At 65.5% G+C, this 23,391-nt stretch carries 18 protein-coding genes; 3 read left to right on the top strand and 15 right to left on the bottom strand.

All coding sequences use genetic code 11. The features are described from left to right. Positions 1 to 25: 25 nt before the first annotated feature. The 6 genes from nqrE to Q358_RS0112320 all read right to left on the bottom strand — a co-directional run bounded on the left by nqrE (position 26) and on the right by Q358_RS0112320 (position 6,441). Positions 26 to 643: an NADH:ubiquinone reductase (Na(+)-transporting) subunit E gene (gene nqrE / locus Q358_RS0112345; RefSeq protein WP_027962289.1), complete on the bottom strand. Its 618-nt coding sequence runs from the start codon at positions 641 to 643 to the stop codon at positions 26 to 28. A gap of 1 nt (position 644) precedes the next feature. After that, the gene (locus Q358_RS0112340; RefSeq protein WP_027962288.1) at positions 645 to 1,313 is read right to left on the bottom strand and encodes an NADH:ubiquinone reductase (Na(+)-transporting) subunit D; all 669 of its coding nucleotides are present in this window, start codon (positions 1,311 to 1,313) and stop codon (positions 645 to 647) included. A gap of 2 nt (positions 1,314 to 1,315) precedes the next feature. Then, positions 1,316 to 2,137: a Na(+)-translocating NADH-quinone reductase subunit C gene (locus Q358_RS0112335; RefSeq protein ID WP_027962287.1), complete on the bottom strand. Its 822-nt coding sequence runs from the start codon at positions 2,135 to 2,137 to the stop codon at positions 1,316 to 1,318. After that, positions 2,137 to 3,363 (bottom strand): NADH:ubiquinone reductase (Na(+)-transporting) subunit B, encoded by a 1,227-nt coding sequence (locus tag Q358_RS0112330; RefSeq protein WP_027962286.1) that lies wholly within the window; start codon positions 3,361 to 3,363, stop codon positions 2,137 to 2,139. The genes Q358_RS0112335 and Q358_RS0112330 overlap by 1 nt, the downstream gene beginning before the upstream one ends. Further along, the gene (locus Q358_RS0112325; RefSeq protein ID WP_027962285.1) at positions 3,363 to 4,712 is read right to left on the bottom strand and encodes a Na(+)-translocating NADH-quinone reductase subunit A; all 1,350 of its coding nucleotides are present in this window, start codon (positions 4,710 to 4,712) and stop codon (positions 3,363 to 3,365) included. The genes Q358_RS0112330 and Q358_RS0112325 overlap by 1 nt, the downstream gene beginning before the upstream one ends. A gap of 265 nt (positions 4,713 to 4,977) precedes the next feature. Further along, positions 4,978 to 6,441: a glyceraldehyde-3-phosphate dehydrogenase gene (locus Q358_RS0112320; RefSeq protein WP_027962284.1), complete on the bottom strand. Its 1,464-nt coding sequence runs from the start codon at positions 6,439 to 6,441 to the stop codon at positions 4,978 to 4,980. A 210-nt stretch (positions 6,442 to 6,651) separates the two neighbouring features. Here Q358_RS0112320 and mfd point away from each other — a divergent pair, with 210 nt between their 5' ends. Further along, a complete protein-coding gene (gene mfd, locus Q358_RS0112315; protein ID WP_027962283.1) occupies positions 6,652 to 10,101 on the top strand; it encodes a transcription-repair coupling factor in 3,450 nt (1,149 codons plus the stop codon). A 136-nt stretch (positions 10,102 to 10,237) separates the two neighbouring features. Continuing rightward, positions 10,238 to 11,263, top strand: a complete 1,026-nt coding sequence (locus Q358_RS17415) for a L,D-transpeptidase family protein (RefSeq protein ID WP_051530362.1) — start codon at positions 10,238 to 10,240, stop codon at positions 11,261 to 11,263. A gap of 123 nt (positions 11,264 to 11,386) precedes the next feature. On the opposite strand, the gene Q358_RS0112305 is transcribed toward Q358_RS17415, so the two are convergent. The 7 genes from Q358_RS0112305 to Q358_RS17410 all read right to left on the bottom strand — a co-directional run bounded on the left by Q358_RS0112305 (position 11,387) and on the right by Q358_RS17410 (position 20,827). After that, positions 11,387 to 11,650 (bottom strand): Lpp/OprI family alanine-zipper lipoprotein, encoded by a 264-nt coding sequence (locus tag Q358_RS0112305; protein ID WP_027962282.1) that lies wholly within the window; start codon positions 11,648 to 11,650, stop codon positions 11,387 to 11,389. A gap of 180 nt (positions 11,651 to 11,830) precedes the next feature. After that, a complete protein-coding gene (locus Q358_RS0112300) occupies positions 11,831 to 12,445 on the bottom strand; it encodes a L,D-transpeptidase family protein (protein WP_027962281.1) in 615 nt (204 codons plus the stop codon). A gap of 127 nt (positions 12,446 to 12,572) precedes the next feature. After that, positions 12,573 to 14,165 (bottom strand): ABC-F family ATPase, encoded by a 1,593-nt coding sequence (locus Q358_RS0112295; RefSeq protein WP_027962280.1) that lies wholly within the window; start codon positions 14,163 to 14,165, stop codon positions 12,573 to 12,575. Between the two features lie 279 nt (positions 14,166 to 14,444). After that, the gene (locus Q358_RS0112290) at positions 14,445 to 14,876 is read right to left on the bottom strand and encodes a hypothetical protein (RefSeq protein ID WP_027962279.1); all 432 of its coding nucleotides are present in this window, start codon (positions 14,874 to 14,876) and stop codon (positions 14,445 to 14,447) included. Between the two features lie 47 nt (positions 14,877 to 14,923). Further along, complete coding sequence (locus Q358_RS0112285) at positions 14,924 to 15,421, bottom strand: NYN domain-containing protein (protein WP_027962278.1); 498 nt, start codon at positions 15,419 to 15,421, stop codon at positions 14,924 to 14,926. Then, positions 15,418 to 18,048 carry a type I DNA topoisomerase gene (topA, locus tag Q358_RS0112280; RefSeq protein WP_027962277.1) on the bottom strand — a complete coding sequence of 877 codons (2,631 nt, stop codon included), beginning with the start codon at positions 18,046 to 18,048 and terminating at the stop codon, positions 15,418 to 15,420. The genes Q358_RS0112285 and topA overlap by 4 nt, the downstream gene beginning before the upstream one ends. 241 nt (positions 18,049 to 18,289) lie before the next feature. Further along, positions 18,290 to 20,827 carry a DUF3141 domain-containing protein gene (locus Q358_RS17410; protein ID WP_425402557.1) on the bottom strand — a complete coding sequence of 846 codons (2,538 nt, stop codon included), beginning with the start codon at positions 20,825 to 20,827 and terminating at the stop codon, positions 18,290 to 18,292. 326 nt (positions 20,828 to 21,153) lie between these two features. Between Q358_RS17410 and lipA the strand changes: the two genes are divergently transcribed. Beyond that, on the top strand, positions 21,154 to 22,221 hold the full coding sequence (lipA, locus tag Q358_RS0112270) for a lipoyl synthase (RefSeq protein WP_027962276.1): 1,068 nt from the start codon (positions 21,154 to 21,156) through the stop codon (positions 22,219 to 22,221). Here the strand turns inward: lipA and lipB are convergent. Continuing rightward, positions 22,208 to 22,888, bottom strand: a complete 681-nt coding sequence (gene lipB, locus Q358_RS0112265; RefSeq protein WP_027962275.1) for a lipoyl(octanoyl) transferase LipB — start codon at positions 22,886 to 22,888, stop codon at positions 22,208 to 22,210. The genes lipA and lipB overlap by 14 nt on opposite strands. Next, entirely contained in the window at positions 22,888 to 23,199 is a 312-nt protein-coding gene (locus Q358_RS0112260; RefSeq protein WP_027962274.1) for an HP0495 family protein, read from the bottom strand. The genes lipB and Q358_RS0112260 overlap by 1 nt, the downstream gene beginning before the upstream one ends. Positions 23,200 to 23,391 lie beyond the last annotated feature (192 nt).

The following is a 23,391-nucleotide window of genomic DNA, read 5'->3' as shown; positions in this document are numbered from 1 at the left end:
GCCGGCGCCGGGGCCTCAAGACGGCTCAGAGTTGGATGCCGGAGAAGGACATGAAGCCCAGCGACATCAGCCCCACGGTGATGAAGGTGATGCCCAGCCCCTGGAGGGAGCCGGGAACATCGCTGTACTTGAGCTTCTCGCGGATGCCGGCCAGCGCGGTGATGGCCAGCGCCCAGCCGGTACCCGCCCCGAAGCCGTAGACCACCGACTCACCGAAGTTGTAGTTACGCTCGACCATGAACAGCACGCCACCCAGGATGGCACAGTTCACGGTGATCAGCGGCAGGAACACGCCCAGGGCGTTGTAGAGCGCCGGCACATACTTGTCGAGGAACATCTCCATGATCTGCACGATGGCGGCGATGACGCCGATATAGCTCAGCAGGCCGAGGAAGGAAAGATCGATGTTCTCGGCGCCGCTGATGCCGGTCCAGGTCAGGGCCCCTTCCTTGAGCAGGAAGGTGTAGACCAGGTTGTTGACCGGCACGGTCACCGTCAGCACCACGATGACGGCGATGCCCAGGCCGATGGCGGAAGACACCTTCTTGGACACGGCGATGAAGGTACACATGCCGAGGAAAAACGCCAGGGCCATGTTCTCGACAAAGACCGAGGCCACGAAAAGGCTCAGATAGTGTTCCATGTTACACGGCCTCCTTCGGTTCGGTGTTGGCCTTCATCTTGAACTCGTTCTCCTCGATCTGCTCCGGGTTGAGCGAGCGCATTACCCAGATGATCAGGCCGATGATGAAGAAGGCCGACGGGGGCAGCAGCAGCAGGCCGTTAGGCACATACCAGCCGCCGTTCTGCACGGTTTCCAGCACGGTCATGCCGAAGACGCTGCCGGAGCCGAACAGCTCGCGGAAGAAGCTCACCGTCATCAGGATGAAGCCGTAGCCCAGCCCGTTGCCGACGCCGTCCAGAAACGACAGCTGGGGGCTGTTCTGCATGGCGAAGCCTTCGGCGCGGCCCATCACGATGCAGTTGGTGATGATCAGACCGACGAACACCGAGAGCTGCTTGGACATCTCGTAGGCGTAGGCCTTGAGGATCTGATCCACCACGATCACCAGCGAGGCGATGATGGTCATCTGCACGATGATGCGGATGGACGACGGGATATGATGACGGATCAGCGACACGAACAGGTTCGAGAAGGCCGTCACGAAGATCACCGCGATGGTCATGACCAGCGACACGCTCATGCTGCTGGTCACCGCCAGGGCCGAGCAGATCCCCAGGATCTGCAGGGCGATGGGGTTATTCTTGAAGATCGGCGTCGTCAGGACGCCCTTGGGGGTCGGTTCGGACATCGTCAGGCTCCTTCACTCTCATCGGTCACGGGGGACGCCGTCTCGACGCTCTGCGGCGATACCTCGGCACGGAACTTGGCCAGGTATTCACCGAAGCCGGCCGGGCTCAGCCAGAACTGGACGAGATTGGTCACACCCTTGCTGGTCAGCGAGGCACCGGACAGCGCGTCGACCTCGTTCTCGCCGCTGGCGCCACCCTTGACCAGGGAAATCGCCGGTTGAACGCTGTCGGCGTCGGCAAAGACCTCCTTGCCATCCCACTGGGCCTTCCAGCGCGGATTGTCCACTTCACCACCCAGGCCCGGTGTTTCACCATGGGAATAGAAGGTGATGCCTTCGATGGTATTGCCGTCACCCTGAACGGACAGGTAACCCCGCATCAGGCCCCACAGGCCCTGGCCGCGGACCGGCAGGATGATCTGATCGGGATCATCCGGGTCGCCGACCAGATAGACGGTGCTGTAGTTTTCCTGGCGCGACAGGCCGGCGATGTCCTTCTCGCCGGACAGCGTACGCGACTGCGCCGGATCCTTGGCGGCCTCGAAGCTGTCGAAGGTCTGCGGATCGTACTCGTCCGAGTACTCGCCGGTCTCGAGCTCGACCACGCGGGGCGTGATCTTCTCGCTGTAGGTCCCTTCGATATCGACGCCTTCCTCATACAGATCCGCCACGGCCAGGATATTGGACTTGCGGTCCCGTTCCTGGTTGAGCTGCTGCTGCGGACGCAGCGCCACGGCGGCGGTAGAGACGATGACCGAACACACGATGCAGAGTGCGAACGCCACCGTCAGGATCTTCTTGATGGAGTTATTGCTCTGTGCCATCAGGCAGTCTCCTCGGCCGGTGCACCGGTGCGCTTGAGTCGGCGCTTGATGTTGGCCTGAACAAAGAAGTGGTCGATCAGCGGCGCGAACAGGTTGGCGAACAGGATCGCCAGCATGATGCCTTCGGGGAAGGCCGGGTTCACGACGCGGATCAGCACGGTCATGGCGCCGATCAGGGCGCCGAAGATGAGTCGTCCCTGGTTGGTCATGGCGGCGGACACCGGATCGGTGGCCATGAACACCATGCCGAAGGCGAAGCCGCCCACCACCAGGTGCCAGTACCATGACATGGCGAACATCGGGTTGGAGTCGGAGCCGAGCAGGTTGAACAGCGCGCTGGTCGCCACCATGCCCAAAAAGACTCCCAGCATGATCCGCCAGGAAGCGATGCCTGTCCACAGCAGTACCGCGCCGCCGATCAGTATCGCCAGCGTCGAGGTCTCACCCACGGAGCCGGGGATAAAGCCGAGGAAGGCGTCCCACCAGCTGAACTTGTCGCTGAGCGCGGTCATGCCATCCTGGAAGGCCGTGGACAGTGCCGTGGCACCGGTGAAACCATCGGCGGCGACCCACACCGCATCACCGGAAATCTGCGCCGGATAGGCGAAGTACAGGAAGGCGCGGCCGGTCAGTGCCGGGTTGAGGAAGTTCTTGCCGGTACCGCCGAAGATCTCCTTGCCGATCACCACGCCGAAGGTGATGCCCAGCGCCACCTGCCACAGCGGAATGGTCGCGGGGAGAATCAGCGCATAGAGGACGGAGGTCACGAAGAAGCCCTCGTTGACCTCGTGGCCCCGCTTGATGGCGAACAGCACCTCCCAGAAGCCACCGACCACGAAGGTGACCAGGTAGATCGGCAGGAAGTAGGTCGCCCCCAGCACGAAGTTGGCCCACAGGCTGTCGGCGTTATGGCCCGAAGACAGCACCATCATGATGGCCTCGCGCCAGCCGGCCATGGAGCCATAGCCCTCGGCGATGGCCATGTTGGCCTGCCAGCCGGCATTCCACATGCCGAAGAACATCGCCGGGAAGGTGCACAGCCAGACGGTGATCATGATGCGCTTGAGGTCGACGCCGTCGCGCACATGGGCGGTGGTCTTGGCGACATCGGGGGGCGCGTAGAAGATCGTGTCCACCGCCTCGTAGAGCGGATAGAACTTCTCGTACTTGCCGCCCTTGTGGAAGTGCGGCTCGAGATTGTCGAGTGTCTGTCGAATACCCATCATCAAGCCTCTTTCTCGATCGTGGTGAGGTTGTCACGCAGGATGGGACCGTACTCGTACTTGCCGGGGCACACATAGGTGCACAGGGCCAGGTCCTCTTCATCCAGCTCCAGACACCCGAGCTGCATGGCGGTCTCGATATCGCCGACGATCAGCGAGCGCAGCAACTGTGTGGGCAGGATATCCAGGGGCATGACCTGCTCGTAGGCGCCCACCGGCACCATGGCGCGCTCGGAGCCATTGGTCGACGTGGTCGGTGCATAGTCCTTGAGGCCGGTCAGCTTCGAGAGATAGATGCCCATCACCGAGTGACGATGCTTGCCTGGCGAGATCCAGCCCATGAAGGCCCGCTTGTTGCCTTCCTCGAGCAGGCTGACCTGATTATGGAAGCGACCCAGATAGCGCAGGTTGCCTTCGCAGGTAAAGCCGGAGAAGACGGAACCGGAGATGACGCGGGTATCGTCCGGGTCGATGACCTCCCCCTTCAGGAACTCTTCGGTGCTGGCGCCGATGCGGGTGCGCAGCAGGCGCGGTTTCTCGGCCCGGGGCCCGCCCACGGCCACCACTCGGCTGACGTCCAGCTTGCCCTCGACGAAGAACTTGCCGAAGGCGATGACATCCTGATAGCCGATCGTCCAGACGCGCTTGTGCAGGGCGACGGGGGACAGGTGGTGGATGTGCGTGCCCACCAGGCCTGCCGGGTGCGGTCCCGCGAAGGTCTGGGCCTGGACACCGTCGATGTTGCCGCCGGGGATGCTGCTGTCCGGGCCACTGCACAGATAGACATTGCCCTCGGTGAGGCGAGTCAGCACCTTGAGGCCATCCTCGAAGGCCTGGGACCGCTCGTGGATCACCATGGCCGGATCGGCCGCCAGCGGGTGCGTATCGATGGCCGTCACGAAGATATCGGCGGGCACGCCGTCGATGGCCGGCGTACGCGAGTAGGGGCGGGTGCGCAGTGCGGTCCACAGGCCCGACTCGACCAGTTGATCGACCACGGCCTGGCGCTCCAGCCCGGCCAGCTTGTCGCGGCCATGGGCGGTGAATTCCACCGCCTGCTCGGACTCGTCGACCTCGATCACCACCGAGAGCAGCCGACGCTTCTCCCCGCGGTTGATGGCCACCACCTTGCCGGCGGCCGGCGCCGTAAAGCGCACGCCGTCGATCTTCTTGTCGGTAAACAGCAGCTGGCCAAGCTTGACGGCATCTCCCTCCTTGACCTCCATGGTCGGCTTCATGCCGACATAATCGGTGCCCAGGACCGCCACGTGGCGCACCGGCAACGCGTCGTCGACACGCTGCTCGGGCGCTCCCGTGATGGGGAGATCCAGGCCTTTCTTGACTTCGATCATAGTCTCGCCCAGTTGATGGATCGGAAAACGAAGGAAAGGGCTAGGACGCACACCCGGCCCACCCCAAAAATCCACCATATTATAAAGACAAGGCAGGGTGATGACCACCTGAGCGAAGGTCGCAGGTGGTGATCCGAGGCAAGGGGAAGAGGGTCGCAGGGGGCGGCATGCCGCGCTTTCCGGCCATGCCGCAAAATGAGAAAGGGGCAGGAAGATTTCTCTCCCTGCCCCTCGACATCACCCCTTCAAAGGCAGGCCGTCGGGCCTACGCCTTCGCCCGGGGCAGCTTGAGGAAGCTGACATTGGACATGTGCTGCAGGATACGAATCACCTGGCAGCTGTAGCCGAACTCGTTGTCGTACCAGACGTAGAGCACCGCGTTCCGGCCGTTGGCGATGGTCGCCTTGGCATCGACGATGCCGGCATGGCGATTGCCGACGAAGTCGGTAGAGACCACCTCGGGGGAGTCGACATAGTCGACCTGCTTCTGGAACGGCGAATCCAGCGACATGCGACGCAGGAAGTCGTTGAGCGCGTCGGCGTCGGTGGCTGTCTCCAGGCGCAGGTTGAGGATCGCCATGGAGACGTTGGGGGTCGGCACCCGGATGGCGTTGCCGGTCAGCTTGCCATCGAACTCGGGCAATGCCTTGGCCACCGCCTTGGCGGCCCCCGTCTCGGTCAACACCATGTTGAGCGGCGCACTGCGTCCGCGACGGTCGCCCTTGTGGTAGTTGTCGATCAGGTTCTGGTCGTTGGTGTAGCTGTGCACCGTCTCGACATGGCCATGCTCGACGCCGAACTCGTCGTTGAGCACCTTGAGCACCGGCACGATGGCGTTGGTGGTGCAGGAGGCCGCGGAGATGATGCGGTCATCGTCGCCCAGGGCATCGTGGTTGATGCCGTAGACGATGTTCTTGATATCACCCTTGCCCGGGGCGGTGAGCAGCGCCTTGGCCACGCCCTTGCACTGCAGGTGCTGGCCGAGGCCGGCCTCGTCGCGCCAGATACCGGTGTTGTCCACCACCACGGCGTTGTCGATGCCGTAGGCCGTGTAGTCGACATCGGCGGGGGCGTCGGCGTAGATCACCTGGATGACATTGCCGTTGGCCGTGAGGGTGCGCGCCTCGGCATCGACGCTGATGGTGCCGTCGAAGGGGCCATGCACGGAGTCGCGACGCAGGAGACTGGCGCGTTTCTCGAGGTCCTTGGCGATGTCACCGCGGCCGCGCACCACGATGGCACGCAGGCGCAGCAGGTTGCCGCCACCGGCCTTCTCCACCAGCACGCGGGCGAGGATGCGGCCGATGCGGCCGAAGCCGTAGAGGACCACGTCCTTGGGCTCGCCGTTGCCGGCATCGGCGCCATGGGCGTCGACGATCTCGGCGAGCTCCTCGCGCAGGAAGGCCACGGCGTCGCCACCGCCCTGCTTCTTGAAGGCCACGCCCAGCTTGCCGATATCGACATGGGCCGGCCCCAGGTTGAGCTCGGTCATGGCCTTGACCAGCGGGTAGGTATCCTGAACGGAGAGTTCGGTGCCCTCCACCTTCCGCACGAAGCGGTGATCCTTGAGAATACGGATCACGCTGCGATTGAACTGCGACCGCCCGTAGAGAGTCGTAACCACGTTGTTATGACGGTAGAGGCTACCGATCATCGGGATCATCTGTTCGACTAACGCCTGGTTGTCGTGCCATTCCTGGAAGACGATATCAGAGGGTTGCTGACTCACGTGTGGCCTCGCTGATGGAATCGAAGGGTTCCCGGTCATTATCCCGGGGCCGGGGCCCCGCGGCAATTGCTGGATGGTCGCACCCGCTGTAGGCGGGTTACAGGACCGGGCGTTTGACTACAAGACTCGGGAGGACTGGTATGATGACCGTCCTCGAGGAACCCCACAGGATCCGTCGGGCCGCGCCCGCCGACAGCCCAATACGAGACCATGCCAACATTCACGCCGCTCGATCCCCCGCCCCCCCAGGGGCTACGCGAAACACGCTACTGGCAGATGCCCCAGGGCAGCGCCGCCGCCCTGGCCCTTTCACGCCTGGCCGGCGACGCCCCGCTGCTGGTGGTCACCGCCGACACCGCCCAGGCGTTGCGCCTGGAGAATGAGCTACGCTTCTTCAGCCGGGTCCCGGTGCTGCCCTTCCCCGACTGGGAGACCCTGCCCTACGACAGCTTCTCTCCCCATCAGGACATCGTCTCCGCGCGCCTGCGAACCCTGCGCCAGCTCCAGGATGGCGCCCACGGCATCGTGCTGGTACCCATCAACACCCTGATGCAGCGCCTGGCCCCGGTCGAGTATATCGCCGGGCGCGTGATGACCCTGGAGGTCGGCCAGACCCTGGACCGCGAGGGTTTTCGCGACGCCCTTTCCCGGGCCGGCTATCGGGCCGTCGAGACCGTCTACGAGCCCGGCGAATACGCCCTGCGCGGCGCCCTGATCGACCTGTTCCCCATGGGCACGGAGGCGCCGCTGCGCATCGACCTGTTCGATGACGAGATCGACACCCTGCGCACCTTCGACCCCGACACCCAGCGCAGCGCCGACAAGGTGGAGCGCGTCGAGCTGCTGCCGGCCCACGAGTATTCGCTGTCACGCGGCGCCATCGCCTGCTTCCGCGAGGGCTTCGAGACGCTGTTCGATGTCGACCCGCGCCAGTGCCCGCTCTATCTGGATGCGCTCAAGGGCATCCCCTCCCCCGGCCTCGAGCAGTATCTGCCGCTGTTCTTCGAGGAGACGGCCACCCTCTTCGAGCACCTCGCCGAGAGCACCCGCGTCGCGCTGCTGCCGGGCTGCCTGGCCGCCGCCGAGCACCACTGGGCCTCCATCGAGAGCCGCTTCGACAACCTGGGGGTCGACCCCACCCGGCCGCTGCTGCCGCCCCATCGCGCCTTCGTGCCGGTCGCCGAGCTGTTCGCCGCGATCAAGCGCCATCCGCGCGTCGAACTCACCGCCGAGAGCGAGCATCGCCACGCCCTGGCCCCGGCCACCCAGGCCCCCCCCGAGGTGGGCATCAACGCCCGGGCCAGGGAACCGCTGGCCCCCCTGGCCCGCTTCCTGGAGGCCCGCGGCGATACCCGGGTGCTGTTCGTGGCGGAGTCTCGCGGGCGCCGCGAGGCCCTGGAGGAGACCCTGGCGCCCCTGCGCCTGGCGCTGCCCCACGTCGAGGGCTTCGCCGACTTCCTCGCAGGCGATGCCCCCACCGCCATCACCGAGGGCGAGCTCGAGGCCGGGCTCTGGCTGACCGAGCCCGACCTCGCGGTGATCAGCGAGGCCGAACTCTACGGCGAGGTGGTACGCCAGTCCCGCCGCCGGGAAAAGGCCACCGATGCCGATGAACTGGCCGTTCGCCACCTCTCCGAGTTGCGCCCCGGCGTGCCGGTCGTCCATCAGGCCCATGGCGTGGGGCGCTACCGGGGCCTGGAGACCCTCGAGACCGGCGGCCAGGCCGCCGAGTTCGTCACCCTGGAGTACGCCGACGGGGCCCGGCTCTATGTGCCGGTGGAGAGCCTGCACCTCATCTCGCGCTATGCCGGCGCCGATGACGAGCTCGCCCCGCTGCACCGACTGGGCTCCGAGCAGTGGCAGAAGGCAAGGAAGAAGGCCGCCGAGAAGATCCGCGATTCCGCCGCGGAGCTGCTGGATATCTATGCCCGCCGCGAGGCCCGCCAGGGCTTTGCCTGTGAGCCGCCGGACGCCGAATATTCACGCTTCGCCGCCGCCTTCCCCTTCGAGGAGACCCCCGACCAGCGCGCCGCCATCGAGGCCGTGATCGAGGACATGACCGCGCCGCGCCCCATGGATCGCGTGGTATGCGGCGATGTGGGCTTCGGCAAGACCGAGGTGGCCATGCGGGCCGCCTTCCTGGCGGTGCACTCCGGCCGCCAGGTGGTGGTGCTGGTGCCCACGACCCTGCTGGCTCGCCAGCACTTTGACAACTTCCGGGACCGCTTCGCCGACACCGCGGTCAATATCGAGTTGATCTCGCGCTTCACCGCCGGCAAGGGCCAGGCCGAAACACTGAAGCGCATCCAGGAGGGCCAGGCGGATATCGTGATCGGTACCCACAAGCTGCTCTCGAAATCCATGCGGCTCCCCGAGATGGGCCTGCTGGTCATCGATGAGGAGCATCGCTTCGGCGTCGCCCAGAAGGAACGCCTGAAGAGCCTGCGGGCCGAGGTGGACATCCTCACCATGACCGCCACGCCGATCCCCCGCACGCTGAACATGGCGATGAGCGGCATCCGCGACCTGTCGATCATCGCCACGCCACCGGCGCGGCGCCTGTCGGTCAAGACCTTCGTGCAGCGCCACGATCAGGCGGTGCTCAAGGAGGCGATCCTGCGCGAGATACTCCGCGGCGGGCAGGTGTATCTCCTGCACAACGACGTCAAGACCATCGAGACCACCGCCGAGACGGTGCGCGAACTGGTGCCCGATGCCCGGGTCGGCGTGGCCCACGGCCAGCTGCCCGAGCGCGCCCTGGAGCGGGTGATGTCCGACTTCTATCACAAGCGCCACAACGTGCTGGTGTGCTCCACCATCATCGAGACCGGCATCGATGTGCCCAGCGCCAACACCATCCTGATCGAGCGCGCCGACAAGTTCGGCCTGGCTCAGCTCCACCAGCTGCGCGGCCGGGTCGGGCGCAGCCACCACCAGGCCTATGCCTACCTGCTGACCCCGCCGCCCAAGGCGATGACCCGGGATGCCATCAAGCGCCTGGAGGCCATCGGTGCCGCCGAGGACCTGGGCGCCGGCTTCACGCTGGCCAGCCACGACATGGAGATCCGCGGCGCCGGGGAACTGCTCGGCGACGACCAGAGTGGCCAGATGGAGGCGATCGGCTATGGCCTCTACATGGAAATGCTCGACCGCGCCGTGGCGGCCATCCGCGCCGGCAAGACCCCCAACATCGAGGCCCCCCTGGATGAGGGCGTGGAGATCAGCCTTGACCTGCAGGCCCTTATCCCGGACGACTACCTCCACGATGTCCAGCAGCGACTGGTGATGTACAAGCGCATCGCCAGCGCCGGTAACGAGGCCGAGCTCAAGGAACTGCAGGTGGAAATGATCGACCGCTTCGGCCTGCTGCCGGGGCCGGTGAAGACCCTGCTGCGCCAGACCCGGCTCCGCCAGCGCGCCGAGCGCCTGGGTATCACCCGCCTGGAGGCCGGCCCCGAGCGGGGCCGCATCATCTTCGGCGCCCACACCCGCGTCGACCCCATGACCCTGGTGGGGCTGATTCAGCACGAACCCGGGCGCTATCGCCTGGACGGCGCCGACACCCTGCGCTTCGAGGCCGCCACCGAGAACGAGGAGGCACGCTTCCAGGCCGTGGAGCAGTTGCTCGAGACCCTGAACCACAAGGCCCAGGCCGCCTGACGCGACTGTTGCGGGAGCGCGATTTAACGGCGATCGCGCTCCCCTATACTGTTATCATACGCCGCATCTCACCGCCCACGGGCACCGGTCAAGGGAGTTACCGGTGCCCCACAAGCCCCGGGAGTTGAACGATCCTATGAACACCCTGACACCGAGCCGAAAAGGCGCCCGCCTGGCCCTGGCCTTGACCCTGGGACTTGGCCCCCTGCTTGCCTCCGGCGCACTGGCGGCCACCCCTGGCTACGACGAGGTCCATGAGCTGCCCCGCGGCCACTATGCGTTACCCGAGGAAGGCAGCGTGATCGGCGAGGACTATACGGTCACCGTCGAAGAGGGAGACACCCTGGTCGATATCGCCCGCGAGCATAACGTGGGCTACGAGGCGATCCGGATGGCCAATCCGGAGGTCAGCATCTGGGCCCCCTATGCCGATACCGAGGTCACCATTCCGGCCCGCCGGGTACTCCCCGACGCCGAGCAGGAAGGCATCGTGATCAACCTGTCGGAGCTGCGCCTCTACTACTACTCCGAGTCCGGCGTGGTCGAGACCTACCCGATCAGCGTGGGCCGCGACGAGTTCGCCACCCCCCAGGGCGTGACCAAGACCACCATCAAGGTCAAGGACCCCGCCTGGGCGCCGCCCGCCTCGATGCGCCGCGAAGCCGCCGCCCGGGGCGAGCCGGCACCGTCGGTCGTGCCCGCCGGCCCGGACAACCCCCTGGGACGCCACGCCATCCTGCTGGGACTCCCCAGCTACCTGATCCATGGCACCAACAAGCCCGATGGCGTCGGCATGCGTGTCAGCCGCGGCTGCATCCGCATGTTCCCCCAGGATATCGAGTCCCTGTATGAGCGCGTGCCCAGCGGGACGCGCGTCAATATCATCGACCAGCCCTTCAAGACCGGCTGGACGGAAGACGAGGAACTGCTGGCCGAGTCCTATCCGGCCCTGGAAGAAAACCGGGAAGGCTTCGAGCCGCTGATGTTTGCCATGGACAAGCTGGCCAAGGCCTTCGGCGAGGAGCAGCCAGCGGTGGACTACAAGCGCCTGCGGCAAGTGGTCGAGTCCCCCGACGGCATGGCGGTCTCACTGCTCAAGTCGGCCGAGGATGAATCCATGGACGAACCGCCGGGCCTCTACGAGGGCATCGCCGAGAACTGAGCGGATACAAGTCGAGCCGCCCCGAGGCGGGCAGGCGCAAACAGGAAGACCCCGCTGAGGCGGGGTCTTCCTTTTCTGCAGAACCGCCATCGCCCTGGGGCGATGCCAGCCTTCCTTGCAGTCTTACTTCTGCATGGAACGGCTGAACATGCGGTTCATCTCGTCACGGTTCTGCTCGGACATCTGCAGAGCCGCCTGGGCATCACGCTGGGCCTGGTTGGCAGTGTTCTGCGCCTGAACAGCGATGCTACGAGCTTCTGCAGCGTCGGCCTGTGCGGACTCGGCGGTGGTACGGACTTCTTCCAGGGCACCGGTGGAAGCACAGCCAGCCAGAACGGCCAGAGATGCGGCAGCGGCGGTCAGCTTCAGGGTGGTCTTCAGAGTCATGATGTTCTCCTTGGTCTTCCTTGGTACTGCATTGAAAGAAACCTGATAAGACAGGTGTCTTGCCTGCAACATGCAGGCGCGTCTTGAGCGACTCGTGCTCGGGGCACAGGGTCAGCGCTGTTTTATTATACACAACGGCGCTTGTCCATCGCTTCCAACGTCCCTTGCGCGTGATACAGCCTAGCGGATCACGACGCGTGTGCCAATATCGATCAGCCCCTCCAGCTGCTCGATCTGCTGATCGGTCACCGCCACGCACCCCTGGGTCCAGTGGAACCGGCGATGAATATCGGGGTCCCCCTTGCCGATCCCGTGCAGGCCGATGAAGCCTCCCAGCGCCGTATGCTGGGGCGGGTGGCCCTTCCTGCGATAGTAACGAAAGTAGTCATCATAGTCCTGCTGGGTATAGATGCCTTCTTCCAGGGCCACCCGCGCATGGGTCGGCGTGGGATAATCCAGCCCGATAAACAGGTGCCAGTCGCTCTCGCGGTTGAAACGATTGACGCGAAACTCCCCCTTGGGCGTGGCCCCACTGCCCTCCAGGCGCATCGGCCGGGCGCCACCCCGCCCCAGCGAGATCGGCCTGAAACGGGCCAGCTCACGGTTGCCCCGATAGACGGTCAGGGTGGCCTCGTCGTCGTCCACCAGCACCCACAGCTCCTCGCTGTGGCGCGGCAGGTGCGCCCGGGAGAGCTGTGTCTCGATCAGGTTGGCACGGGCCGGCTCGATGGCCAGCAGCGCCAGCGGCGCGGCGAGGGCGAGTCGGCTGAAGCGGCGACGGGAGAGTGAAGTCATCGTTGGGCAACTCTTGAACGTTGATCGGGCGTCGTCGAGGGTGACCGACAACACGACGGGACAAGTTATACCGCATCCCCGGACGACCCGACAGGCCGGCGAGAATATCGACCCGGCTGCGGTGGCCTCAAGCGAATACCCCCTGGCTTCTGAGGTAGTCGTCGTAGCCACCGCTGAAGTCGATGATCCCCTCGTGACTCATGTCCAGGACCCGGGTCGCCAGCGAGGAGACAAACTCACGGTCGTGACTCACGAAGAACAGGGTGCCGGCATAGTTCTCGAGCGCCAGGTTGAGCGCCTCGATGGACTCCATGTCCAGGTGGTTGGTGGGCTCGTCCATCAGCAGCACATTGGGATGGGTCAGGGCCAGCTTGCCGAACAGCATGCGCCCTTGCTCGCCGCCGGAAATCACCTTTACCGACTTGTCGATATCGTCGCTGGAAAACAGCATCCTGCCCAGGGCGCCACGCACCTCCTGCTCGCCGCCGTCGGTCCACTGGGCCATCCATTCGAACAGCGTTGCCTCGTTGGCGAAGTCATCGGCATGATCCTGGGCGAAGACGCCGAGATCGGCGCTGTCGGTCCACTTCACGCTGCCGGCCTGGGGGGCCAGCTCGCCGGCCAGGGTGCGCAACAGCGTGGTCTTGCCGATGCCGTTGGGGCCGATGATGGCGATGCGCTCGCCGGCCTCGACGGTCATGCCGAGCCTCTCGAACAGCGGGGCCTCGCCGGCGAAGCCCTGGGTGAGCCCTTCGACATTGAGCGCATTGCGATGAATCTTCTTCGCGGGCACGAAACGAATGAACGGGCTGACCCGGCTGGACGGCTTGATCTCCTCGAGCTTGATCTTGTCGATCTGACGGGCCCGGGAGGTGGCCTGCTTGGCCTTGGAGGCATTGGCCGAAAAGCGGCTGACGAAGGCCTGCAGGTCGGCAATCTGGGCCTTCTTCTTGGCATTGTCGGCGTGCTGGCGCTCCCGGGCGGCGGTGGCGGCCGTCATGTACTCATCGTAGTTCCCGGGGAAGAGCCGAATCTCGCCATAGTCCAGGTCCGCCATATGCGTGCAGACGCTGTTGAGGAAGTGCCGGTCGTGAGAAATGATGATCATGGTGCAGCTGCGCGCCGTCAGCATGCCTTCCAGCCAGCGAATGGTGTTGATATCCAGGTGGTTGGTGGGCTCATCGAGCAGCAGCACGTCGGGGTCGGCAAACAGCGCCTGGGCGAGCAGCACGCGCAGCTTCCAGCCCGGGGCGACCTCGCTCATGGGGCCGGCATGTTGGTGCAGCGGGATGCCCAGCCCCAGCAGCAGCTCACCGGCCCGGGCCTCGGCGGTGTAGCCATCGAGCTCGGCGAAGCGGACCTCCAGGTCGGCCACGGTCATGCCGTCCTCTTCGCTCATCTCGGGCTGCGCATAGATCCGCTCACGCTCGGCGGCCACCCTCCACAGCTCGGTATTGCCCATGATCACGGTATCGATGACCCGTTCGTCCTCGAAGGCGAACTGGTCCTGGCGCAGCTTGCCGAGCCGTGCCCCGGCCTCGACCATCACCTGGCCCGAGGAGGGCTCCAGGTCGCCGCCGAGGATCTTCATGAAGGTGGATTTGCCGCAGCCGTTGGCACCGATCAGGCCGTAGCGGTGACCGTTGCCGAACTTGATGGAGACATTCTCGAACAGGGGCTTGGCCCCGAATTGCATGGTGATGTTGGCGGTAGCGATCAAGGCGGGTGTCCGGTCGAAACAGTGTGGGGGCGCGATTGTACCGATTATTATCGCGCCTCACAGTGTCACGGTTTGGTTCACCCTGCGTTTTGCCACGCTCAGGGGCTGTTCTGGCGGCAAGCTTTCGAGGAGGCGCTGTGAATACCTCCCTGTACGCTACCGATGCCTTCCATGGCATAGGACCTCCTCTACGGCTTACCCCCAGCGCCCCTCGCGGCTGATGACTGCGACAGCCCTGCTGGAGCCATTGGCATCATGCCGGAGCGTGTGGGCCTCCGCTCAGTCCAGGCGCTGAACGGTGAAGATGGCCTGGAGCTTGTCCTTCTTGCCATAGAGATGCACGGTGGTGCGGTCGAAGGGGAAGCGCTCGAGGAAGGAGCTGTGCTGGTTCAGGCGCGGCTTGTGGGCGTGGATCATGGCCGCCATGAGACGCTCACGATTGACCCGGCCACAGGGGCCAATGGAATACCAGAGTTCCTCCCCCTCCTCCAGGCAGGCCTCCCACTCGGGACGCGACTCACCATGCTGGATACCGTGACGGGCGCTGCCGCTCTCGCCCACGAAGAGCAGCTCCTGGACCTCCAGGTTACCGGTTTCCGGGTCGCTGGCGGCACGATAGATGCAGTAGATACCCGGCTCGTCGGTGGCCTGGGCAATATCCTCGTCGTTCCAGTAACCCAGCATCTTGGGCGAAAGAATCTGGTCGTTCATGGCGGTCTCCTCTGTTGTCTTCTTCAGGGCAGCATATCACGAGCGAACTAGAGCAGCAGCGCCCCCTCGATGGGCACGAATTCATCCGCCGCACGCACCAGGGAGTCCGCGGTCAACGCCGCCACCCCGACGACGGTGACCCTCACCTTGAAGCGTTCTCGCAGGCGGCTCGCCAGCAGGTCGAAGTCACCGTCGCCGGAGACCAGCACCACCCGGTCGACCCCCGGCGCGGCTTCCATGGCATCCAGGGTGATCCCCACATCCCAGTCCCCCTTGGCCGAGCCATCCCGGCGCTGAATGAAGGGCTTGAGCTTCACATTGAAGCCGATGGCCCGCAGGATCCCCTGAAAGTGGCGCTGACGAGGGTCGCCGCGCTCCACCGCATAGGCATTGGCCACCACGACCTCCCGGGCGGCGGCGAACCGCGCCCAGAAGGCGTTGTAGTCGAAGTGACGGCCGTAGGCCTCACGCACGGTGTAGTAGACGTTCTGGACGTCGACGAAGACGGCCAGGCGCTCCCCCTGGCCGCTGACGCCCGGTGTCACTTGCGCTTGTCCTCCACCTGCCACTTGCTGCCGTCGTGGGTGGCCTTCCAGCCGGTGGCCTTGCCGTTCTCGTCGGTCATCACGAACTGCTCCTTGGCCTTGCGCGAGAAGCGGATCTGGGCGGGACGACCGTCGGGATCCTCGCTGGGGGCGTCGAGCAGGTACCGATACTTGTCGGGCAGCTCCTCGGCATGCGCCTTGAGCTCCTTGACCAGCGGCGGGCGCGTCTCGCGGTTCTTGGGGAACTTGCTGGCGGCCAGGAAGAGGCCGCTGGCGCCGTCGCGCAGCACATAGTGGTCGTCGACCTTCTGACAGGCCAGCTCCGGCATGTCGATGGGGTCCATCTTGGGCGGCGCCACTTCGCCACTCCTGAGCAGCTTGCGGGTGTTCTTGCAGGCGTCGCTGGTGCAGCCGAAATACTTGCCGAAGCGCCCGCTCTTGAGCTGCATCTCGCTGCCGCACTTGTCGCACTCGATGGTGGGGCCATCGTAGCCCTTGATGCGAAACTTGCCCTGCTCGATCTCGTAGCCGCCGCAGTCCGGGCTGTTGCCACAGATATGCAGCTTGCGCGTCTCGTCGATCAGGTAGCTGTCCATGGCGGTACCGCACGTCGAACAACGATGCTTGGCGCGCAGGGCATCGGTCTCGGCGGCCTCGTCGGCGTCGGCGGCCACGGCCTCCTCGCCCGGCAACAGGTCGATGGTGGTCTTGCAGCGTTCCTTGGGCGGCAGGTTGTAGCCGGAGCAGCCCAGGAAGACCCCGGTGGACGCCGTGCGGATCTGCATCTTGCGACCACAGCTGGGACAGTCGATATCGGTCGGCACCGGCTGATTGGGGCGCATGCCCTCCTCGCTCTCGGCGGCCTGAAGCTCCTTCTTGAATTCGGCATAGAAGGCATCGAGCAGCGCCTGCCAGTTGCGCTCGCCCTCGGCCACCTCGTCGAGGCCATCCTCCATGCGCGCCGTGAAGGAGTAGTCCATCAGGTCGGGGAACGACTCCTTGAGGCGCTCGCTGACGATATCGCCCAGCTTCTCGGCATAGAAGCGGCGGTTCTCCAGCTTGACGTAGCCCCGGTCCTGGATGGTGGAGATGATCGCGGCATAGGTGGAAGGACGGCCGATGCCGCGCTTCTCCAGCTCCTTGACCAGGCTCGCCTCGGTATAGCGCGCCGCCGGCTTGGTGAAGTGCTGGCGGGGGTCGAGGCTCGCCAGGCTCATGGACGTGCCCTGGGCCAGGTCCGGCAGCGACTGATCCTCATCCTTGCGGCCCATGGGCTTCATCACCCGGGTGTAGCCATCGAACTTCAGCACCCGTCCCTTGGCCCGGAGTTCATAGCCATCGGCCTCCACGGTCAGCGTCGTGGAGAGGTACTCGGCGGCGGTCATCTGGCAGGCCACGAACTGGCGCCAGATCAGCTCATAGAGGCGCTCGGCATCGCGTTCCATGCCGGCCAGGTCGGTGGCACGCCGCCCCACCTCGGAGGGTCGAATCGCCTCGTGGGCCTCCTGGGCGCCTTCCTTGCTGGAATAGCGAAGCGGAGTCTCGGGCAGGTAGCGCGCCCCGAACTCATCGCCGATAAAGTCGCGCACGCTGGCCACGGCATCCTTGGACAGGTTGGTGGAGTCGGTACGCATATAGGTGATGTAGCCCGCCTCGTAGAGACGCTGGGCCAGGGTCATGGTCTTCTTCACCGAGAAGCCCAGGCGGCCGCTGGCGGCCTGTTGCAGGGTCGAGGTGATGAAGGGGGCGTTGGGCCTGGAGCGAGTCGGCTTGTCTTCCCGGGAGGTGATGGCAAGCGCCGACTCGCGCAGCGCCGCGATGCGCTCCAGGGTCTCGGCCTCGGAGGTGGGCCGGAAGGCCTTGCCATCCTGGCGCACCAGCTCGAAACGCACCGGTTCGCCGCCGTCGACCGTCAGGCCGGCGTGAACGTCCCAGAACTCCTCGGGCACGAAGGCACGGATCTCTCGCTCACGCTCGACGATCAGGCGCATGGCCACCGATTGCACGCGCCCCGCCGAGAGCCCCCGGGCCACCTTGGCCCACAGCAGCGGCGAGAGCATGAAGCCCACCACCCGGTCGAGGAAGCGCCGCGCCTGCTGGGCCTCGACGCGGGGAATATTGAGGCTGCCGGGGTCCTGGAACGCCTCCTGAATGGCGTTCTGGGTGATCTCGTTGAACACCACCCGCTTGTAGCGCGTCTCGTCCCCGCCGATGGTCTCGCGCAGGTGCCAGGCGATGGCCTCACCCTCGCGGTCGAGGTCGGTGGCGAGATAGACGGCATCGGCCTTCTCGGCGAGCTTCTTGAGCTCGGCAACGACCTTCTCCTTGCCGGGCAGGACCTCGTAATTGGCCTTCCAGCCGTGCTCGGGGTCGATGCCCATGCGCCGAATCAGCTGAGCCTCGGCCTTCTGCCGACGATGCTCCGCCTTCTCTTCCGGCGACATCTTGCGGGTCGCCGCCGCCTGCCGGGCCCGCTCCTTGGGATCGGTGGCCGTCTTTCCCGAGCCGCTGGTCGGCAGGTCGCGGATATGACCTACGCTGGACTTCACGATGAAGTCGCTACCGAGATACTTGTTGATCGTCTTCGCCTTGGCCGGCGACTCAACGATGACCAGTGACTTGCCCATAGTGCTCCACTAAGTGTCGGTGACACGGACCCGGTGCCGTGCCTGGCGAGTTCCTGCCGCCCAACCAGGGCGTATGAAAAATGCGCTTACCCTACCCCAGCGCCAGGCATCACGCCAGTAGCACGACGGGGTCGGGCCCCTTGACCCTAGACCGAGGAACATGCCCGGGCAAGCATCCCCCAAACGACGACGCCCCCATTGCACCGGGCAATGGGGGCGTCGAATAGCGCCTGGTGAGCGATCAGCGCGAGCCGTTACCGCCCTTGGGCTTGCGGCGATTGGCACCGCCACGCCGCCGCGATGACGATGGCTTCCCCGCCGGCCTGGCCTTCTGCGACGCCTCCGGCTCCTGTGACGCCTCCGGCCTCTCGGGCTTCTCCGCCTTGCTGGCGGCCTGCTCAACGTGCGGGGCCTCGACTTCCTTCACCTCGGGCTCGACTTCCTTTACCTCTGGTTCGACTTCCTTCACCTCGGGCTCGCGTTCATCCATGAATCCCTCGAGCTCGCTGTAGGCCAGGTGCTGGGCCTGGGCCCGCTCACCCAGCCAGGCCTCGGCCTCGGCACGGGACTCCGCCTCGATCCGGGGCGCGTGATCGATGGCGCGCTCGAAGAGCTCACGCACCCGCTCGAGCCGCCTGGCGGAGCTCTCGGAGAGGCCACCACTGGCTGCCAGCACATGCTCGATATGCTCGAGATGGGCGGCAATCTGCTCGGCGCTCTGCCCCTCGAGCAGGGTCGACAGCGACTCGATGGCCGCCTTGCGATCCAGCTTGAGGATAAAGAACTGCTCGCGCATCAGGCGCTTGAAGTCGGCCAGCGAGAGCTGCGGATCCAGTTCGGCGCGGGAGGCACGCAGCCGCTTGAAGTTACGCTCATCGGTGGAGGTCGCCCCGCCCAGCACGAAGATCAAGGCCCGGATGACCGCCTCGTGGCTGCCACCATCGGCGATGCTCTCGGTGAGCTCGGCGCGACGCCGTTCGATGAAGCGACGATGCTCGGGCTCGGCGCCGGGACGCCGGCGGTGGACATGGGCATCGCCCCCCAGCCCCACCAGGGCCTGGAGGAACGGCTGACCATAGACATCCAGGAACAGGCGCTCCACGCTGCCGTCGCGCAGATCGCGCCAGGCATTGAAGCTTCGGGTGATCTGGTCCGAGGCGACCGACTCCAGCTCCCGGAAGAGGTTGGCCTCATCCAGGGCATGACGATCGGCACGAATCCGCTCGGCCAGCACCGGGACCGGCGTCATCAGCGGATTCTGATCCGAGAGCAGACGATACCCCAGGCGATTGGGATGCAGGCGGCGCATCCAGTGAGCCGACTCGGGCGTCGCCATGGCGCGAACCCAGGGCTGCACGAAGGCCCGATAGAGGCCCAGGTTGATTTCCGAGATCCGTGCCACGGTGGCGAAACGCCTGTCATCCTCGATGCTGGGCTTGACCACCTGGTCGAGCTCTTCGACGCTGCGCGGCGTGAACTCCAGCAGATGGTCACGCTCGATCAGCTCGCTGTCATCGCGCTCCTCGGCTTCCGAGATCGTGGTCTCGTAGAGGCCCGGCGGCAGCACATCGATATAGTCCATGTTGGCCGTGAACTCGGTGTGCTCCTTGCGCGACACGCTGCCGGACACGAAGATGCCGAGATGACCGGTGGTGTCGTGCACGCAGTAGACGATGGTCTGCTCGTTGGCGAGGATATCCTCGCTGCCTTCGTAGAGGTCGCGTATCCAGCCCAGCGCCTGGGGCGGTGGCGTGATGTCGTCACCCCGGGAGCAGAACACCACCACGGGCGAACGCACGTTGCGCAGGTCGATACGCCGGCCGTCGGAGGTGACCAGCTGGGCGGTGGACAGGCGGTTGCCGACGAACAGGTTGTCGACGATATACTGGATCTCGTCGCCGCCGAGCACCACATGACCGCCCCACCAGCGCTCGAAGTCGAGATAGCGCTGGGCCTCGGTATCCACCCGGGAATAGAGGCGGTATTGCTTGGACCAGAAGGTATTGGCCGGGTTGAGGTTCTCGAAGTTCTGCACCAGCCAGGCACCATCGAACTGGCCGTTGCCCAGGTCGCTGAACAGCGAGGTGAGCCAGCTGCCCCCGGTCATGCCGCCGGAGTAGCGCATGGGGGCATTGCCTCGCTCCCCGGCCCAATAGGAGAGCGGCGCCCCGGCAATCAGGATCGGTCCGAACAGGTCGGGCTCCAGGGAGGCGGCCATCATCACCTGCCAGCCCGCCTGGCAGTTACCCACCACCATGGGCTTCTCGGAAATCTCGCCATGGCGCTCGTTGACATGACGCAGGAAGGCGATTTCCGCCTCCACGACGTCCTCGACCTGCTGGCCGGGCACCGGATAGGGCAGAAACCCGATGAAATAACAGGGATGACCGGCCCGCAGCGCCACCCCGATCTCGCTGTCGGCCTTGAAGCCGCCGATGCCCGGTCCATGACCGGCACGCGGATCCACCACCACGAAGGGGCGCATCTGCGGGTCGGTGGGCTGCCCGTCGGGCGGCACGATACGCAAGAGCTCGTAGTTGACCGGCCGCGGCAGGTCGAAGCCGTCCATCAACAGCTCGGTATCGAAGCCCAGCACGCTGAGCCGGGTCTGCTCGATGTGTTCCAGATACTGGTTGCCACGCTCACGCATCACATCCAGGTAGAGGACGCTGCGTTCGAATGCGTCGAGCCAGTAGCGCCCCGCGGCACGGCCGAAGCCGAAGGGGTCGACAAGGCTGAGCGCAGCGGCCGGTGGCGTCGGCATGGGTAGGGTCATCATGGTGACCTCCTGGTGTTGGCGGTCAGGGAATTAGGATCGGCAAGAATGTAGCATTCGCCCTTTGTTGCACCGCAATATAACGCAATTAGATTCCGCCGACGAGCCCCTTCTGGTTTCCCGAGGGGTTTCCAGAGGACCAAAACGGCCGGCGCCGGTGTCGATCGAAACGCCGCTCCCCCATGCCGAGCGCGTGCAGCTATGGTAGATTGGCGCCTGTTACCAGCAACCCAACAGCGCCAAGGCGGGCCAGGCCGGACCGGCGACCCCGAGCGGGGCACCCCGGCCATGCCAGCCCACAAGACGCCGAGCGGAGGGGGTCAGACCCTATGAGCGACAGCACCCCGAAAACCACCATTTCCAGCGGCAAGAAGTTTCGCACCGAGCACGGCTTCGCCGCCATCAAGGATGGTATCAAACAGCGCCGCCAGCCTGATGCCGGCGATGAAGGCGGCGTCGACCCGGGACGCAAGCCCAAGTGGCTGCGTGCCCAGATCCCCGGCGGCGAGCGCTTCGAAGCCGTCAAGCGCAACGTCAGCGAGCATCGCCTGAGCACGGTGTGCGCCGAATCCCACTGCCCCAACATGGGAGAGTGCTGGAGCAACGGCACCGCCACCATCATGCTGATGGGCTCCGTGTGCACCCGCGCCTGCCGCTTCTGCGCCGTGGACACCGGCAACCCCGGCGGCTGGCTGGATGCCGAGGAGCCGGCCAACACCGCCAAGTCGGTGGAGCTGATGGGACTGCGTTATATCGTGCTGACCTCGGTGGACCGCGACGACATCGAGGATGGCGGCGCTACTCACTACGCCGACTGCATTCGCGCCATCAAGTCCCGGACCCCCGAGGTGGTGGTCGAGGCGCTGACCCCCGATTTCGACGGCGTCCACACCGCCATCGAGCGGGTCGTGGACTCCGGTCTCGAGGTGTTCGCCCAGAACGTCGAGACCGTCGAGCGCCTGACCGAGCGGGTCCGCGACCCGCGTGCCGGCTACCGCAAGACGCTGGATGTGCTGGCCCATGCCAAGGCCCATAATCCGCGCGTGCTGACCAAGACCAGCCTGATGCTGGGCCTGGGCGAGACCGACGAGGAGATACTGGCCACCTTCGATGATCTGCGCGCCATCGGCGTGGATATCGTCACCCTGGGCCAGTACCTGCGCCCCACTCGCAACCACCTGCCGGTGGAGCGTTGGGTGAGCCCCGAGGAGTTCGACCGTTATCGCCGCCTGGGGCTCGAGAAGGGCTTCATGGAGGTGGCGTCGGGTCCGCTGGTGCGCTCCAGCTATCGCGCCGACCGGGTGTTCGAGAAGAACAACCTGGGACTGGCCGCCCCCGCCGAGGTGCCCGGTCAGGAGCAGGACACCAACCGCATCGACGCGATCAACGTGGGGTGATCAGTTCGCGCTTCAGCTCGAGCGCCAGGCACTCCGCCAGGCGCTCGCCGGCCGTCTCCATGTCGGGGCAATCGTCGACCCGGTCGGCCAGGCGCGTCATCGCCATCCCCGCATAACCACAGGGGTTGATGCACTGGAAGGGGGACAGGTCGCCATCGATGTTGAGGGCCACGCCGTGGAAGCTGCCGCCACGGCGGATGCGCAGTCCCAGCGAGGCGATCTTGGCCTCGCCCATGGCGCCGCCATCCACATAGACGCCCGGCGCATCGGGCCGCGCCCGGGCCTTGACCCCATGGTCGGCGAGCATGGCGATCACCGCGTTTTCCAGGGCACTGACCAGCTCGCGAACGCCCATCCGGGCGCGACGCACATCGATCAGCGGGTAGAGCACCACCTGGCCCGGGCCATGATAGGTCACCTGGCCCCCGCGGTCGGTCTGGACCACCGGAATATCGCCCGGCATCAGCAGATGCTCGGGCTTGCCCGCCTTGCCCTGGGTAAAGACGGGGTCATGCTCTACCAGCCAGAACTGGTCGGGCGTGGCGGCATCGCGCCCGTCGGTGAGCTCGCGCATCGCGCGCCACACGGGTTCGTAGGGGCGCCGCCCCAGGCGATGCAGCTCGATGGGAGGCGGCTCGATGGGAGGCAGCGTGGAATCCTCGGCCATCACACGACCATATGCACGCGGCCGGTGGCCTTGAGCTCCTCGAACAGCGCCTGCAACTGGGGTTCGCCGGTGGCCGTGATGGTCAGCCGAACCGACTGAAAGCGACCATTGCGGCTATCGACGACCTTCACGGTCGCGGCATCGAATTCGGGGTCATGGCGGGTGATGATCTGGCACACCACCGCCGTGAAATCATCGGCGGCATCTCCGACCACCTTGATGGGATACTGGCACGGGAAGGTGATCCTGGGCGATTCGCCGGAGGCCGGCTTGCTCGGGCGACGCAGGTCGCGCAGCGACTTGTCGTTCATGCTTGTTCCAGAGAGTCGTGAATATACGGCCATTTTACTCGAGCCCTGCCCGGGTGACCAATGCCAGGCTCCAGACGATCAGGCCAGCAAACTGGAAGCTCGACGGCTCGGGGCTGATCTGGCGACAAGCCTGCGAGGGGGCGCTGTAAATACTTCCCTGTACGCTACCGATGCCGTCCATGGCATAGGACC

The sequence above is a fragment of the Halomonas halodenitrificans DSM 735 genome, assembly GCF_000620045.1.
Taxonomy (GTDB): domain Bacteria; phylum Pseudomonadota; class Gammaproteobacteria; order Pseudomonadales; family Halomonadaceae; genus Halomonas; species Halomonas halodenitrificans.
Note: the sequence above shows the minus strand (reverse complement) of the source record. Positions and strands in the feature narration are given on the sequence as shown.

Bases quoted from the DNA above. Each gene is read 5' to 3' on its own strand.
- Q358_RS0112300 (WP_027962281.1), bottom strand. From the start codon at position 12,445: ATGACTTCACTCTCCCGTCGCCGCTTCAGCCGACTCGCCCTCGCCGCG.
- Q358_RS17410 (WP_425402557.1), bottom strand. From the start codon at position 20,827: ATGATGACCCTACCCATGCCGACGCCACCGGCCGCTGCGCTCAGCCTT.
- Q358_RS0112325 (WP_027962285.1), bottom strand. From the start codon at position 4,712: ATGATCGAAGTCAAGAAAGGCCTGGATCTCCCCATCACGGGAGCGCCC.
- lipA (WP_027962276.1), top strand. From the start codon at position 21,154: ATGAGCGACAGCACCCCGAAAACCACCATTTCCAGCGGCAAGAAGTTT.
- Q358_RS17415 (WP_051530362.1), top strand. From the start codon at position 10,238: ATGAACACCCTGACACCGAGCCGAAAAGGCGCCCGCCTGGCCCTGGCC.
- Q358_RS0112290 (WP_027962279.1), bottom strand. From the start codon at position 14,876: ATGAACGACCAGATTCTTTCGCCCAAGATGCTGGGTTACTGGAACGAC.
- topA (WP_027962277.1), bottom strand. From the start codon at position 18,048: ATGGGCAAGTCACTGGTCATCGTTGAGTCGCCGGCCAAGGCGAAGACG.
- Q358_RS0112260 (WP_027962274.1), bottom strand. From the start codon at position 23,199: ATGAACGACAAGTCGCTGCGCGACCTGCGTCGCCCGAGCAAGCCGGCC.
- Q358_RS0112330 (WP_027962286.1), bottom strand. From the start codon at position 3,363: ATGATGGGTATTCGACAGACACTCGACAATCTCGAGCCGCACTTCCAC.
- Q358_RS0112305 (WP_027962282.1), bottom strand. From the start codon at position 11,650: ATGACTCTGAAGACCACCCTGAAGCTGACCGCCGCTGCCGCATCTCTG.
- Q358_RS0112340 (WP_027962288.1), bottom strand. From the start codon at position 1,313: ATGTCCGAACCGACCCCCAAGGGCGTCCTGACGACGCCGATCTTCAAG.
- nqrE (WP_027962289.1), bottom strand. From the start codon at position 643: ATGGAACACTATCTGAGCCTTTTCGTGGCCTCGGTCTTTGTCGAGAAC.
- mfd (WP_027962283.1), top strand. From the start codon at position 6,652: ATGCCAACATTCACGCCGCTCGATCCCCCGCCCCCCCAGGGGCTACGC.
- lipB (WP_027962275.1), bottom strand. From the start codon at position 22,888: ATGGCCGAGGATTCCACGCTGCCTCCCATCGAGCCGCCTCCCATCGAG.
- Q358_RS0112335 (WP_027962287.1), bottom strand. From the start codon at position 2,137: ATGGCACAGAGCAATAACTCCATCAAGAAGATCCTGACGGTGGCGTTC.